This window comes from Serratia sp. DFXYC6 (assembly GCF_057196085.1).
The window spans coordinates 66623-80068 of sequence record NZ_JBXUNV010000004.1 but is presented as its reverse complement, the minus strand read 5'-3'; the positions used below and the strand labels follow the sequence as shown (position 1 = coordinate 80068).

Below are 13446 nucleotides of genomic sequence, written 5' to 3'. Positions count from 1 at the left end.
GGGCGGGGAACGCTAAGGCCGGCGTTTAACGGAACAGTTTCTTCAGCAGGTTGCTCAGGAAACCGCCGCTGACGGTTGCCGGGGCAACGTACGCCTGCGCCGGTGCGCTGGCCGGTACGGCGACGCCGGCCGGGATTTTCTGCACGACTGCGATGCGGCTGTCCTGGGCGGCTTTCTCCGCCGCTTCCGGGCCATAGGCGAAGCCTTCCGCCAGCACGAATTCAACGTCGGTGATGCCGATAAAGCCCAGGAACAACTTCACGTACGGCGTGATCAGATCCGTCGGCGTGTCGGCGTGGATGCCACCGCGGCTGGAGATGACGATCGCTTTCTTGCCCGTCACCAGCCCTTCGGCGCCAGCGGAGGTATAGCGGAACGTCTGGCCGGCGCGGGCGATAAGATCGAAGTAGATCTTCAGCTGCGTCGGGATGTTGAAGTTGTACATCGGGGCGCTGATGATCAGCGTGTCGTGCGATTTCAGCTCGGCAATCAGCTCATCGGACAGCGCCAGGGTGCTTTGCTGATGCGGCGTCAGCGGTTTGTCGCCGGCGGTAAAGCCGGCCATCACTTCACCATCCAGTTCCGGCAGCGTTGGGTTGGCCAAATCACGCACGGTAAACGTGTCTTCAGGGTGAGTTTCACGCCATTGTTCAACAAAAAAATCGACTAATTTTCCAGACTGGGAATATTCACCCAGAATGCTTGATTTCAGGACCAGTACGCGGCTCATTGGCTTATCTCCAGGCGAAGGCTAATCGGTAACGATGTCAGTCGGTGTAAACGCATGGTAGAGGCAAGCGATGAACAGTGATAGCGCAAAAATTCGCTGAGTTAAATCAAAAAAGTTGAATGAGGGGCGCGAGCGCGCCCCGATAGGATCAATAACGCGCTACGCGCTCGGCCAGCAGATCGATAAAGCCCTCGCGGTTGATGCCGGTCAGCACTTCCACGTTGGCCGCGTTGCCGGTTTGCTGGAAATAGTCCACCACCGTCATGCCGACGGTGTATTCCCCTTTGGTCTCCACGCCGACCCAGCGTTCTACGCCGGTGAACAGCTGTGGCGCCAGCAGCCAGGCGATGGTGCAGGGATCGTGCATCGCTGCGCCGGGCAGGCCGCGCGGATGGCTGAGGTACAGCGGCAGATAAAAATCGAGCATCTCCGCGACCGCCTGCGCGACCGGATTGTCTATCTGACGAATACGCTCGATATCCTGCGGCAACACCAGCGCCTGATGGGTGACATTCAGCCCGGCCATGGTCAGCGGCACGCCGGATTTCAGCACCATTTCGGCGGCTTCGGGATCGACGAAGATGTTGAACTCCGCCACCGGCGTAGTATTGCCGGCGTTCATGCCGCCGCCCATGAATACGATGCGCTCGATGCGGCTTTTCAACTCGGCATGCTGGGCCAGTAGCAGGGCGATATTGGTCATCGGGCCGGTCACCACCAGGGTTATCGGCTGTGGGCTGGCGCGCAGCAGGTCGGCGATCAGCTCGACGGCGCCGCGGGGATCGGGTTTGAGGGTCGGCGTCGGCAGGTGGGTGTTGCCCATGCCGGTTTTGCCGTGGACATAGTCGGCGATCACCAGCTCGCGCATCAGCGGGCCGCCGGCGCCGGCGGCGACCGGGATGTCCTCGCGCTGCATCAGGGTCAGCAGGCCCAGCGCATTATGCAGGGTTTTCTCCGGCGTCTGGTTGCCGGCGGAGGTGGTAATGGCTTTGACGTCCAGCTCCGGCGAACGCAGCGCCATGGCCAGCGCGATGGCGTCGTCGAGGCCGGGATCGCAATCGATGATAATAGGGCGGGGCATGTTCTTTCTCCTCTGTTTGTTATCCAGCGAGCATCGGATCAAAACCGGGGAGAAACAAGCGCTTTTAGTGCCGGGAGAAAAGATGCGCCCCTGGCGGGGCGCATCGAGAGCGTTTAGTGCAGGATCTTGGCCAGGAAGTCCTTGGCGCGATCGGACTCGGGGTTGTTGAAGAAATCGTCTTTGTTGCGGTCTTCGACGATTTTGCCTTCGTCCATAAAGATCACCCGATTCGCCACCTTGCGGGCGAAGCCCATTTCGTGGGTTACCACCATCATGGTCATGCCTTCGTTCGCCAGTTCGACCATCACGTCCAGCACTTCGTTGATCATTTCCGGATCGAGCGCCGAGGTCGGTTCATCGAACAGCATGGCTATAGGATCCATGCACAGCGCGCGGGCGATGGCGACGCGCTGCTGCTGGCCGCCGGACAGCTGGCCGGGGAACTTGTTGGCATGGGCGGAGAGGCCGACGCGTTCCAGCAGCTTCAGGCCCTTCTCGCGTGAGGCGGTCTTATCGCGCTTGAGCACTTTCACCTGCGCCAGCGTCAGGTTGTCGATGATAGACAGGTGCGGGAACAGCTCAAAATGTTGGAACACCATGCCGACTTTGGCACGCAGCTGCGCCAGGTTGGTTTTCTTGTCGTTGACCGGCGTGCCGTTCACCAGGATGCTTCCCTGCTGGATCGGCTCGAGGCCGTTGACGGTTTTGATCAGGGTGGATTTGCCGGAACCTGAAGGACCGCAGACGACGACCACTTCGCCTTTTTTCACTTCGGTGGTGCAATCGGTCAACACTTGGAAGTGACCGTACCACTTGGAAACATTTTTCAGGGATATCATCAAACAGTCCTTTTCTTCAAATAGCTTACCAGCGCCGAGGCGGCGAGGCTGATAACAAAATAGACAAAACCGGCGAACAGGATCATTTCAACCTGGGTGCCGTCGCGTTCGCCGATGGTCGACGCGGTGCGGAAGAAGTCGGCCAGGCTCAGTACGTAAACCAGCGAGGTATCCTGGAACAGTACGATGCCCTGGGTCAGCAGCAGTGGCACCATGGCGCGGAACGCCTGCGGCAGGATCACCAGCCGCATGGACTGCCAGTGGGTCATGCCCAGCGCCAGCGCGGCGGAGGATTGGCCACGCGAGATGCTGATGATACCGGCGCGGATGATTTCCGAATAATAGGCCGCTTCAAACAGGGAAAAGGCTACCATAGCCGAGATCAGGCGAATATCGGTTTTCGGCGACAGCCCTAGAACCTGTTGTAATAAGCTTGGAACCACCAGATAGAACCACAGCAGCACCATCACCAGCGGCACCGAACGGAACAGGTTGACGTACAGGGTGGCGAACCAGCTTATCGGCTTGAACGACGACAGACGCATCACCGCCAGCACGGTGCCCCACAGGATGCCGACCACGATGGCGGTCACGGTGATCTTCAGCGTGATCACCATGCCTTGCAGCAGATAAGGGAAGCTTGGGACGATCGACGCCCAGTCAAATTCGTACATTATTTACTCCCCAGGTTGCCAGGCAACTGCACTTTCTTTTCGACCAGACGCATAAACAGCATGATAACGGCGTTGATGCCGATATAAGCCAGCGTGATGGCGGTAAAGGATTCATAGGCGTGTGCGGAGTAATCCAACAGCTTGCCGGCCTGCGCGGCCATGTCCACCAGCCCGATGGTGGAGGCGATGGCGGAGTTTTTGACCAGGTTGAGCATCTCCGAGGTCATCGGCGGCACGATCACCCGGTAGGCGTTCGGCAGCAGCACGTAGCGGTAGGTTTGCGGCAGCGTCAGGCCCATCGCCAGCCCGGCGGCTTTCTGACCGCGCGGCAGGGATTGAATGGCGGCGCGAACCTGTTCGCAAACGCGGGCGGCGGTAAACAGCCCCAGGCAGAGCATGGAAGAAACGAAGAACTGCACGTTGGGATCCAGCTCGGTTTTGAACCAGGTGCCGATATTGGCCGGCAGCAGCTCGGGGATCACCAGATACCAGGTAAAGAATTGCACGATCAGCGGCACGTTGCGGAACAGTTCGACGTAACAGGTGCCGAGGGTGGAAAGAAAGCGGTTGGGCACGGTACGCAAGATACCGAACAGTGAACCGACGAAGAAAGCGATAATCCAGGCACAGACGGAGAGGGCCACCGTGACCTGAAAGCCGGACCAGATCCAGCCGAGGTAAGTGGTGTTCCCAAACGGGGCCTGCTGCAGGAAGATACCCCAGTTCCAATCTATTGACATAACAAACTCCGATAAACGGGCGCAGGGCGCCGAAGATTGATGACTTGATGAGCGCCGATCGCCGCGCGGCCAGTCTGGCTGGCTTGTTGTGTACGGGTGTCGGTGATGCGCCTTGGAGAAAATGAGGGAGGGGAACGGCCCCCCTCATTCCTGTCTGTCCCAGTCATCAACTGGGCCGGTTTGGCCTGGCGGCCGCGCCGGCTTTTGTTCTATTTAGTTCAACGCTTTGTCGTTTGGCTCTTTGAACAGTTGCTTCATGTCGTCCGACAGTTCGAAGTTCATGTTGAGGTTTTTCGGTGGAATAGGCTGCTTGAACCATTTCTCAAACCACTTGGCCGCTTCACCGGAGGTTTGCGCCTGGGCGATGGTGTCATCGACCAGCTTTTTAAACTCAGGATCGTCTTTGCGCAGCATGCAGCCGTAGGCCTCTTTCGACTGCGGCGTGCCGATGATTTCCCACTGATCCGGTTTCTTGGCCTTGGCGCGTTCGCCCGCCAGCAGGGCATCATCCATCATGAAGGCCACGGCGCGGCCGCTTTCCAGTGTGCGGAAGGAATCGCCGTGGTCTTTGGCGCTGATGATGCGCATGTTCATCTTGTCGCTGTCGTTCAGCTTGTTCAGCAGCACTTCGGAGGTGGTGCCGGAGGTGACCACCACCGGTTTGCCGGCCAGGTCTTTAAAGTCTTTGATGTCGGAGCCCTTTTTCACCAGCAAGCGGGTGCCGACCACGAAAATGGTGTCGGAGAAGGCGGCCTGTTTCTGGCGCTCGAGGTTATTGGTGGTGGATCCGCACTCGAAATCATAGGTGCCGTTTTGCAGCAGCGGGATGCGGTTCTGCGAGGTAATCGGCAGCATTTTCACCTGCAGATTCGGCGCATTCAGCTTTTTCTTAACGGCTTCAACGATTTGGTTGGAGTAGTCCTGAGAGTAGCCCACAACTTTTTGTTGGTTGTCGTAGTAGGAGAACGGCACTGACGATTCGCGGTGGCCGACAACGATCACACCATTGTCTTTGATTTTCTTCAGCGTACCGGTCAGGTCTTCCGCATGCGCCACGCTACCTGCCGCACCGAGCAGCAGTAACGATAACGCCAATTTACGCATTTGCATGGTCCAACTCCTTTGCTGTTGTTGTGGCTCTGACTAAAGAGCGTCAGGTTAAATCGACTGTTTATTGCTCAAGTTATAAAGATAGTCTTATGAACTGAACGCTGTTAAAAAATAACCGATTGTGAACACCTTGAAACTAAAATGTTTCATTTTTTGAGACGCCGCGCGCACCAAATCAATGCAACAAAACGTCGGCGCACCCGCGCGGTGCGCTTAATGCACCCAAAATGTGCGCAGGTGCGACAAAACGTCAGCAAAAGTAAACCGGCGCGCGATGTCGCCATAGATAAAAGCAAGGAGTGTGCCAGCCGCGTTGATTTAACGACGTTTTCTGACTGAGGCGGGGATATTGACGGGAACGCGGGGCGCGGCGGGCGCGCCCCGGCGAAGAGGATTATTTGCGGCGCAAGCCCAACATCAGCGCCCAGCCGCCCAGCAGCAGGGTAATCACCCACAGCGGTGTGGCGCCGAAGCGCGCATAAGGCGTGACGCCGGTGGTCGGCGTGACCTTCACTTCGAGCACCTGGCGGGTAAACTGCGGGATCTCGGCGATCACCTCGCCGTTTGCATCCACCGCGGCGGTGACGCCATTATTGGTGCTGCGTAGCAGCGGCCGGCCGAGCTCCAGCGCCCGCATGCGCGCCATCTGGAAGTGCTGCCACGGGCCGATGGAGTGGCCGAACCAGGCGTCGTTGGAGATGGTCAGCAGGAAGTTGGTGTCCGGGCGGAAGTTATCGCGCACCTGCTGGCCCAGCACGATCTCGTAACAGATGGCCGCCGTCAGGTTGTAGCCGCGTACGCTGAGCTGCGGCTGCACGTAGTCGCCGCGGCTGAAACCGGACATCGGCAGATTGAAGAACGGCGCGATAGGGCGCAACAGTTCACCCAGCGGCACGAATTCGCCGAACGGCACCAGGTGATGCTTGTTGTAGCGATCTTTGGCCGGGTAGCTGTACGGCGTCGGTTCGCCCAGCACGATGGCGCTGTTGTATTCCTGCACGCCTTGTGGGGTGGCGCGCGCATCGACGATGCCGGTGATCAGGCTGCTGTTCTTCGCCCGCATCAGGTCATCCATCATGGTCAGGAAGCCGTTCTGACGCGGCTCGAAGTCAGGGATGGCGGACTCTGGCCAGATGATGATCGGCGCCTTGCCCATGTAAGGGCGGGTTTCGTCCAGATAGGTTTGCAGCGTGCTGAGCAGAATGCTCGGATCCCACTTCATTGACTGGGGAATGTTGCCTTGCACCATGGCGACGTTCACCGCTTTCTCCGGCTGCGGGGTAAACCACTGCAGCTGGCGCAGCGGCCACGGCAACAGCAGCAGCGCGGCGGCGATCACGGCTGCCGACAGGCGCCGTTGATTGACGGCGTACACCAGCAGGCCGGCGATGGCCATCAGCACAAAGGTGATGGCGTCAACACCCAGCAGCGGCGCGATGCCCTTCAGCGGGCCGTTGATCTGGCTGTAGCCGAACTGCAGCCACGGGAAGCCGGTCAGCACCCAGCCGCGCAGGAATTCGGTCACCTGCCACAGCGCCGGCGCGGCGATGGCCAGCCGCCACCAACTGGTGGCCGGCCACAGGCGCGTCAGCAGCCCGGCGAACAGTCCGGTGTACAGCGACAGGTAAGCGGCGAGCAGTACCACCAGGAAGACGTTGACGGCGAACGGCATGCCGCCGAAATCGGCGATGCTGACATACACCCAGTTGATGCCGCTGCCGAACAGCCCGAAGCCCCAGACAAAGCCGAGCAGGGCGGACTGTTTGGTGGTGCGATTGAGGGTAACGGCCAGCAGGCCGAACAGGGAGACGATGGCCGCGGGCCAGAAGTCGTAGGGCGAGAACGCCAGCGTCCCGCCGGCACCTGACAACAGCGCCAGCAGGGCGCGAACCCGCTGGCGTTCAAGTAATGAGGCTTTAGCCATGTTGGATTTAATCTTCCAGTTTCGGTGGTGGAGAATCGTCCGGAATTTTTACATGAACCTGGATGATACGTCGACTGTCGGCCATGGCAACTTTAAATAGGTAACCTTCGATTTCAATGGTTTCCCCGCGCGCCGGCAGGTGGCCGAAGGCCTGCATCACCAGACCGCCGATGGTATCGACCTCGTCATCGCTGAAGTGGGTGCCGAAGGCTTCGTTGAAGTCTTCGATCGGGGCCAGCGCGCGCACGGTGTACATGTGGCGGCTGAGCTGGCGGATATCCAGATCGTCTTCGTCGTCATATTCGTCTTCGATCTCGCCGACGATCAGTTCCAGGATATCTTCGATGGTGACCAGGCCGGACACGCCGCCGAATTCGTCAATGACAATCGCCATGTGATAGCGCTGGGAGCGGAATTCTTTCAGCATCCGGTCGACGCGCTTGCTTTCCGGCACCACCACCGCAGTGCGCAGCACCTTGTCGATGCTGAACGGCTCGGAATCTGCGCGCATGAACGGCAGCAGATCCTTGGCCATCAGGATGCCTTCGATGTGATCTTTGTCTTCGCTGATCACCGGGAAACGCGAGTGGGCGGAGTCGATAATCACGTCCAGGCACTCTTCCAGCGTCTGGTTGCGCTTGAGCGTCACCATCTGGGAGCGGGGGATCATGATGTCGCGCACGCGCTGTTCGGCGATATCCATCACGCCTTCCAGCATGTCGCGGGTATCGGGATCGATCAGGTCGTTTTGTTCGGAATCGCGGATCAGCTCGACCAGATCGCCACGGTTTTTGGGCTCGCCGTGGAACAACTGGTTAAGGATAAGAGTAAAGAACCCCTTCTTGGGACTGGGGCTGTCATTGCTTTGTGAATGGTCGTCGCTCATGGCGTTTTCGTTACTGTCACTCATGTCAGAGTTAAGGGGCGTCAGCGACAGCCCCGCAGAGGGGCTGTAGGGTAAACGGCTGACGTCAGACGGGGTCTTTTTCCGCCAGGTACGGATCAGGATAGCCCAGTCCGTGCATGATTTCGGTTTCCAAAGACTCCATTTCTTCGGCTTCATCGTCTTCGATGTGGTCATACCCTAGCAGATGGAGGCTGCCGTGGACAACCATATGCGCCCAGTGGGCCTCCAGCGCCTTGCCTTGCTCAATCGCTTCCTGTTCAACCACCTGGCGGCAGATGATCAGATCGCCGAGCAGCGGCAGCTCGATGCCCGGCGGGGCTTCGAACGGGAAAGAGAGCACGTTGGTCGGTTTGTCTTTGCCGCGGTAGGTCAGGTTCAGCTCGTGGCTTTCCGCTTCGTCCACCAGACGCACGGTCACCTCGGCCTCTTCCTGAAATTGCGGCAGCACGCCTTCCAGCCAGCGCTGGAAGGTGGCCTCGTCCGGCAGGCCGTCGCTGCTTTCACAGGCAATCTGCAAATCCAAAATCACCTGGCTCATGGTGTCTCCTGCTCGGAGGCGGCGAGCGCCTCGCGCTTACGTTGTTCGGCAATCGCGTCTTTGCGTTTCTGTTCGGCCGCTTCCCAGGCCTCATAGGCGATGACCACGCGGGCCACCACCGGGTGGCGCACCACGTCTTCGCTGTGGAAGAAGTTGAAGCTCAGCTCTTCCACGTCCGACAGCACTTCCACCGCGTGGCGCAGGCCGGATTTCTGGTTGCGCGGCAGGTCGATCTGGGTGACGTCGCCGGTGATGACCGCCTTCGAGTTGAAACCGATGCGCGTCAGGAACATCTTCATCTGTTCGATGGTGGTGTTCTGGCTCTCATCCAGAATGATAAAGGCGTCGTTCAGCGTGCGGCCGCGCATATAGGCCAGCGGCGCGACTTCGATCACGTTGCGTTCGATGAGCTTCTCCACGCGCTCGAAGCCCAGCATTTCGAACAGGGCGTCGTACAGCGGGCGCAGATAAGGATCGACCTTCTGGCTCAGATCGCCCGGCAGGAAGCCCAGCTTTTCGCCGGCTTCGACTGCGGGGCGGGTCAGCAGAATGCGGCGAATTTCTTGGCGTTCCAGCGCATCCACCGCGGCGGCGACCGCCAGGTAGGTTTTGCCGGTGCCCGCCGGGCCGATGCCGAAGGTGATGTCGTGATCGAGAATGTTGGCGATGTATTGCGCCTGGTTAGGCGTGCGCGGTTTCACCATGCCGCGCTTGGTTTTAATGGTGACCGCCTTGCCGTAATCCGGCACGCTGTCGGCCACCTGTTCCAGCACCCGGCTCTCTTTGATCGCCAGATGGATTTGCTCCGGATCGATATCCGGGATCACGCCGCGAATCGGCGCGGTATCCACGTAAAGATGGCGCAGGATATCGGCGGCGGCGACCACGCACAGGTTCTTGCCGACCAGCTTGAAACGGTTGTCGCGGCGATTGATTTCGATGCCCAATCGGCGCTCGAGTTGCTTGATGTTGTCATCAAACGGGCCGCACAGGCTGAGCAAACGCTGGTTGTCTGCGGGCTCTAACAAAATTTCTTGTGTTGCGACGTTCAAACTATTCCTCTAGGTCACATCGGGCCTGGTTGATGTCACATAGCGCGTCCGGGACGCGCGCGTTCAGGACGAGCCTGAATACTCTCTTTCTTGAATTATTCATGGTGCGCCGCAACGGCGCAAGTTTACCGCTGATCTATCTGTGCGCCGTCGGCGGAATTCAAGGGAAGACAAGGAAAAAACGCGGCGGGGCGCAAAGCCCGCCGCGTCATCACAGGACAAGACCGCCGGGAATCAGTTCTTTTTCACGAATTCGGACTTCAGTTTCATCGGGCCGAAACCGTCGATTTTGCAGTCGATGTTGTGATCGCCTTCCACCAGACGAATGTTTTTCACCTTGGTGCCGATCTTCAGCATCGAGGAGCTGCCTTTAACCTTCAGGTCCTTGATCACGGTGACCGCGTCGCCGTCCGCCAGCAGGTTGCCGTTGGCGTCTTTGACGATCAGCGCGTCCTGATCTTCCGTCGGGGCGCTGTCGCTCCACTCATGGGCGCACTCAGGGCAGATGAACAGGGCATTGTCCTGGTAGGTGTATTCGGAGTTGCACTTCGGGCAGTGTGGGAGTTGCATGTTATGTCGCCTCTTCAACAATAAAAAAATAAAAAAAAACATCACCGGGCGCGGACGCCCGGCGGAGAAACGGTAAGGAGTAACGCGAACGGGCGGCGATAAGGCGGCCGCCGCAGCGTCAGGGCTGGTAAATGCCGACGCCCAGCGTGTTTTCTTTGCGGGTACGGGCGATCACCGACTGCGGGGATTCATGTACGCGCAGATCCATCTGCTGTTCGGTGCGCACCACTGCGCCACGCAGGGTGTTGGTCAGCACCTCGGTAATTTCCACGTCGACAAACTGGCCGATCATGTCAGGCGTGCCTTCGAAGTTTACCACACGGTTGCATTCCGTGCGCCCGGCCAGTTCCATCACGCTTTTGCGCGAGGTGCCTTCCACCAGAATGCGCTGGACGGTGCCGAGCATGCGGCGGCTGAACTGCAGCGCCTGCTGGTTGATGCGATCCTGCAGAATGTACAGCCGCTGCTTTTTCTCTTCTTCGCTGACGTCGTCAACCATGTCCGCCGCCGGGGTGCCCGGGCGCGACGAATAGATGAAGCTGAAGCTGACGTCGAAGTTGACGTCGGCGATCAGGTTCATGGTCTGTTCGAAGTCGGCCTGGCTCTCGCCCGGGAAACCGACGATGAAATCGGAGCTGAGCTGAATGTTCGGGCGCGCCTTGCGCAGCTTGCGGATAATCGCCTTGTACTCCAGCGCGGTATGCGCGCGTTTCATCATGGTCAGGATGCGATCCGAACCGCTCTGCACCGGCAGATGCAGGAAGCTGACCAGCTCCGGCGTGTCTTCGTACACCGCGATGATATCGTCGGTGAACTCGATCGGGTGGCTGGTGGTGAAGCGAATGCGATCGATGCCGTCGATGGCCGCCACCAGGCGCAGCAGTTCGGCGAACGAGCAGATATCGCCGTCATGCGTGGCGCCGCGGTAAGCGTTGACGTTTTGGCCGAGCAGGTTGACCTCGCGCACGCCCTGCGCCGCCAGCTGGGCGATTTCGAACAGCACGTCGTCGCTCGGACGGCTCACTTCTTCACCGCGGGTGTAAGGCACCACGCAGAAAGTGCAGTATTTGTTGCAGCCTTCCATGATCGACACGAACGCGGTCGGGCCTTCGGCGCGCGGTTCCGGCAAACGGTCGAATTTTTCGATCTCCGGGAAGCTGATATCAACCACCGGGCTGCGGGTGCCCTGAACGTGGTTGATCATTTCCGGCAGGCGGTGCAAGGTCTGCGGGCCGAATACCACGTCGACGCACGGCGCGCGGCTGCGGATCAGTTCCCCTTCTTGCGAGGCCACGCAACCGCCGACCCCGATGATGACAGACGGGTTTTTTTCTTTCAGCAAGCGCCAGCGCCCCAGCATGGCGAAAACTTTCTCCTGCGCTTTTTCGCGGATCGAGCAGGTGTTCAGCAACAGCACGTCCGCTTCTTCGGCGTTGTCGGTCCACTCGAAGCCGTGCGTGCTGTTCAACAGGTCGGCCATTTTCGATGAATCGTACTCATTCATCTGGCAGCCCCAGGTTTTGATATGTAGTTTTTTCGTCATTGACTTGCCATTACTCAGTGCGGAGCGAAAGTTGCGTTACGCGACATGCAGGGCGCGTATTGTAATCATTTGCCGCCGTTGTGACCAGCGCGGGGGAAAATGGCACGCAACCTGAAGCCGAAGCGAAAATCCGGTACACTGCGCAAAACGCCATGCCGGGTGGGATGGCGAGCATTCACACAGAAAACATAGCCAATATGAAGACATCTCAAAATCGGTATGACGCGGTGGTCGTGGGCGGCGGCATGGTCGGCGCGGCGGCGGCCCTCGGGCTGGCGCAGGCGGGCTGGTCGGTGGCGTTGCTGGAACATCAGGCGCCGCAGGCGTTCGAGGCGCAAAGCCCGCCGGATCTGCGCATTTCCGCTATCGGCTGCACCTCGGTGGGGCTGCTGAAACAGCTCGGCGCCTGGCCGGCCGTGACGGCGATGCGCACGGCGCCGTATCGCCGGCTGGAGACCTGGGAATGGGCATCGTCGCGGGTGGCGTTCGACGCGGTGTCACTGGGGCTGCCGGAGCTGGGCTTTATGGTGGAAAACCGTATTCTGCAGTTGGCGCTGTGGCAGCAGTTCGCGCAGTGCGCCAACCTGACGTTGCTGTGCCCCGCCAGGCTGCAATCGCTGCAGCGGGCGGACAAGGCCTGGCAGTTGACGCTGGACAGCGGTGAAACGCTGCAGGCGCGGCTGGTTATCGGCGCCGATGGCGCCAACTCGCAGGTGCGCAAGCTGGCGGCGATCGGCACCAACGGCTGGCAGTATCGTCAGGCGTGCATGTTGATCACCGTCGATACCGGCGCGCCGCAGCAGGATGTGACCTGGCAGCGCTTCTTCCCGTCCGGGCCGCGCGCCTTCCTGCCGCTGTACGACAGCTGGGCATCGCTGGTGTGGTATGACAGCCCGCAGCGCATTCGCCAACTGCAGGCGATGCCGCCGGCGCAGCTGGAGCGTGAGATCGCCACCGCTTTTCCAGCGCGGCTGGGCCCGGTCAAGGTGCACGCCGCCGGATCGTTCCCGTTGACGCGGCGTCATGCGCAGCGTTACGTGCTGCCGGGGTTGGCGCTGCTGGGGGATGCGGCGCATACCATCAACCCGCTGGCCGGGCAGGGCGTCAATCTGGGATATCGCGACGTGGATGCCTTGCTGAGCGTGTTGAGCGAGGCGCGGGAGCAGGGAGAGGACTGGAGCAGCGAGGCGGTGCTGCTGCGTTATCAGCGCCGTCGCCGTACCGACAATCTGCTGATGCAGAGCGGCATGGATCTATTTTATACCGCCTTCAGCAATAATCTGGCTCCGCTGAACGTGGCGCGCAATCTGGCGCTGATGGCCGCGCAGCGGGCGGGCAAGCTGAAAGAACATGCGTTGAAGTACGCGTTAGGATTGTAACCGACAGGGCTCAGCGGCGGCTGGGCCTATTAAGGATGGCTGAACGCCAGACAGCAAAAAGCCCGCCGAAGCGGGCTTTTCTAAATATGGCTGGGGTGCCAGGATTCGAACCTGGGTATGCTGGTATCAGAAACCAGAGCCTTACCGCTTGGCGACACCCCAATTATGGTGGCTACGACGGGATTTGAACCTGTGACCCCATCATTATGAGTGATGTGCTCTAACCAGCTGAGCTACGTAGCCGATGTTACTTTTTACTTCTTTGATTTGCAAGCAGTTTGTTATGGCTGGGGTACCTGGATTCGAACCAGGGAATGCCGGTATCAAAAACCGGTGCCTTACCGCTTGGCGATACCCCA

13 protein-coding genes and 3 tRNA genes are annotated in these 13446 nt (G+C 59.6%); 1 reads left to right on the top strand and 15 read right to left on the bottom strand.

The annotated features are described in order from the left end of the window. Nucleotides 1-25 precede the first annotated feature (25 nt). From AC2CGQ_RS19365 to miaB, 12 genes are all read right to left on the bottom strand, one after another. The gene (locus tag AC2CGQ_RS19365; RefSeq protein WP_484593827.1) at nucleotides 26-730 is read right to left on the bottom strand and encodes an FMN-dependent NADH-azoreductase; all 705 of its coding nucleotides are present in this window, start codon (nucleotides 728-730) and stop codon (nucleotides 26-28) included. A 148-nt stretch (nucleotides 731-878) separates the two neighbouring features. Continuing rightward, complete coding sequence (gene rihA / locus AC2CGQ_RS19360; RefSeq protein ID WP_015376943.1) at nucleotides 879-1811, bottom strand: pyrimidine-specific ribonucleoside hydrolase RihA; 933 nt, start codon at nucleotides 1809-1811, stop codon at nucleotides 879-881. Between the two features lie 113 nt (nucleotides 1812-1924). Beyond that, nucleotides 1925-2650, bottom strand: a complete 726-nt coding sequence (locus AC2CGQ_RS19355; protein ID WP_004939983.1) for an amino acid ABC transporter ATP-binding protein — start codon at nucleotides 2648-2650, stop codon at nucleotides 1925-1927. Next, on the bottom strand, nucleotides 2650-3324 hold the full coding sequence (gltK, locus tag AC2CGQ_RS19350) for a glutamate/aspartate ABC transporter permease GltK (RefSeq protein ID WP_149559360.1): 675 nt from the start codon (nucleotides 3322-3324) through the stop codon (nucleotides 2650-2652). Before gltK ends, AC2CGQ_RS19355 begins: the two co-directional genes overlap by 1 nt. After that, entirely contained in the window at nucleotides 3324-4064 is a 741-nt protein-coding gene (locus AC2CGQ_RS19345) for an amino acid ABC transporter permease (protein ID WP_004939979.1), read from the bottom strand. Before AC2CGQ_RS19345 ends, gltK begins: the two co-directional genes overlap by 1 nt. Before the next feature lie 213 nt (nucleotides 4065-4277). Next, complete coding sequence (locus AC2CGQ_RS19340) at nucleotides 4278-5174, bottom strand: amino acid ABC transporter substrate-binding protein (RefSeq protein WP_004939976.1); 897 nt, start codon at nucleotides 5172-5174, stop codon at nucleotides 4278-4280. 394 nt (nucleotides 5175-5568) lie between these two features. Continuing rightward, a complete protein-coding gene (gene lnt / locus AC2CGQ_RS19335) occupies nucleotides 5569-7098 on the bottom strand; it encodes an apolipoprotein N-acyltransferase (RefSeq protein ID WP_015376946.1) in 1530 nt (509 codons plus the stop codon). 7 nt (nucleotides 7099-7105) lie between these two features. Then, complete coding sequence (gene corC / locus AC2CGQ_RS19330; protein ID WP_004939973.1) at nucleotides 7106-7984, bottom strand: CNNM family magnesium/cobalt transport protein CorC; 879 nt, start codon at nucleotides 7982-7984, stop codon at nucleotides 7106-7108. A gap of 85 nt (nucleotides 7985-8069) precedes the next feature. Continuing rightward, a complete protein-coding gene (gene ybeY, locus AC2CGQ_RS19325) occupies nucleotides 8070-8543 on the bottom strand; it encodes an rRNA maturation RNase YbeY (RefSeq protein ID WP_004939970.1) in 474 nt (157 codons plus the stop codon). Beyond that, nucleotides 8540-9595 carry a PhoH family protein gene (locus AC2CGQ_RS19320; protein ID WP_004939969.1) on the bottom strand — a complete coding sequence of 352 codons (1056 nt, stop codon included), beginning with the start codon at nucleotides 9593-9595 and terminating at the stop codon, nucleotides 8540-8542. Before AC2CGQ_RS19320 ends, ybeY begins: the two co-directional genes overlap by 4 nt. Nucleotides 9596-9829: 234 nt before the next feature. Then, the gene (locus tag AC2CGQ_RS19315) at nucleotides 9830-10165 is read right to left on the bottom strand and encodes a zinc ribbon domain-containing protein YjdM (RefSeq protein WP_021504619.1); all 336 of its coding nucleotides are present in this window, start codon (nucleotides 10163-10165) and stop codon (nucleotides 9830-9832) included. A 118-nt stretch (nucleotides 10166-10283) separates the two neighbouring features. Continuing rightward, nucleotides 10284-11708: a tRNA (N6-isopentenyl adenosine(37)-C2)-methylthiotransferase MiaB gene (gene miaB / locus AC2CGQ_RS19310; RefSeq protein WP_099982411.1), complete on the bottom strand. Its 1425-nt coding sequence runs from the start codon at nucleotides 11706-11708 to the stop codon at nucleotides 10284-10286. Between the two features lie 197 nt (nucleotides 11709-11905). Here miaB and ubiF point away from each other — a divergent pair, with 197 nt between their 5' ends. Then, the gene (ubiF, locus tag AC2CGQ_RS19305) at nucleotides 11906-13087 is read left to right on the top strand and encodes a 3-demethoxyubiquinol 3-hydroxylase (RefSeq protein WP_021504618.1); all 1182 of its coding nucleotides are present in this window, start codon (nucleotides 11906-11908) and stop codon (nucleotides 13085-13087) included. A gap of 87 nt (nucleotides 13088-13174) precedes the next feature. On the opposite strand, the gene AC2CGQ_RS19300 is transcribed toward ubiF, so the two are convergent. The 3 genes from AC2CGQ_RS19300 to AC2CGQ_RS19290 form a co-directional block, all read right to left on the bottom strand. Continuing rightward, nucleotides 13175-13249, bottom strand: a tRNA-Gln gene (locus AC2CGQ_RS19300). Nucleotides 13250-13253: 4 nt separating this feature from the next. After that, nucleotides 13254-13330 (bottom strand) — tRNA-Met (locus tag AC2CGQ_RS19295). Nucleotides 13331-13371: 41 nt separating this feature from the next. Further along, a tRNA-Gln gene (locus AC2CGQ_RS19290) sits at nucleotides 13372-13446 on the bottom strand.

Bases quoted from the DNA above. Each gene is read 5' to 3' on its own strand.
- AC2CGQ_RS19355 (WP_004939983.1), bottom strand. From the start codon at position 2,650: ATGATATCCCTGAAAAATGTTTCCAAGTGGTACGGTCACTTCCAAGTG.
- ybeY (WP_004939970.1), bottom strand. From the start codon at position 8,543: ATGAGCCAGGTGATTTTGGATTTGCAGATTGCCTGTGAAAGCAGCGAC.
- AC2CGQ_RS19345 (WP_004939979.1), bottom strand. From the start codon at position 4,064: ATGTCAATAGATTGGAACTGGGGTATCTTCCTGCAGCAGGCCCCGTTT.
- miaB (WP_099982411.1), bottom strand. From the start codon at position 11,708: ATGACGAAAAAACTACATATCAAAACCTGGGGCTGCCAGATGAATGAG.
- AC2CGQ_RS19365 (WP_484593827.1), bottom strand. From the start codon at position 730: ATGAGCCGCGTACTGGTCCTGAAATCAAGCATTCTGGGTGAATATTCC.
- rihA (WP_015376943.1), bottom strand. From the start codon at position 1,811: ATGCCCCGCCCTATTATCATCGATTGCGATCCCGGCCTCGACGACGCC.
- AC2CGQ_RS19315 (WP_021504619.1), bottom strand. From the start codon at position 10,165: ATGCAACTCCCACACTGCCCGAAGTGCAACTCCGAATACACCTACCAG.
- corC (WP_004939973.1), bottom strand. From the start codon at position 7,984: ATGAGCGACGACCATTCACAAAGCAATGACAGCCCCAGTCCCAAGAAG.
- ubiF (WP_021504618.1), top strand. From the start codon at position 11,906: ATGAAGACATCTCAAAATCGGTATGACGCGGTGGTCGTGGGCGGCGGC.
- gltK (WP_149559360.1), bottom strand. From the start codon at position 3,324: ATGTACGAATTTGACTGGGCGTCGATCGTCCCAAGCTTCCCTTATCTG.
- AC2CGQ_RS19340 (WP_004939976.1), bottom strand. From the start codon at position 5,174: ATGCAAATGCGTAAATTGGCGTTATCGTTACTGCTGCTCGGTGCGGCA.
- lnt (WP_015376946.1), bottom strand. From the start codon at position 7,098: ATGGCTAAAGCCTCATTACTTGAACGCCAGCGGGTTCGCGCCCTGCTG.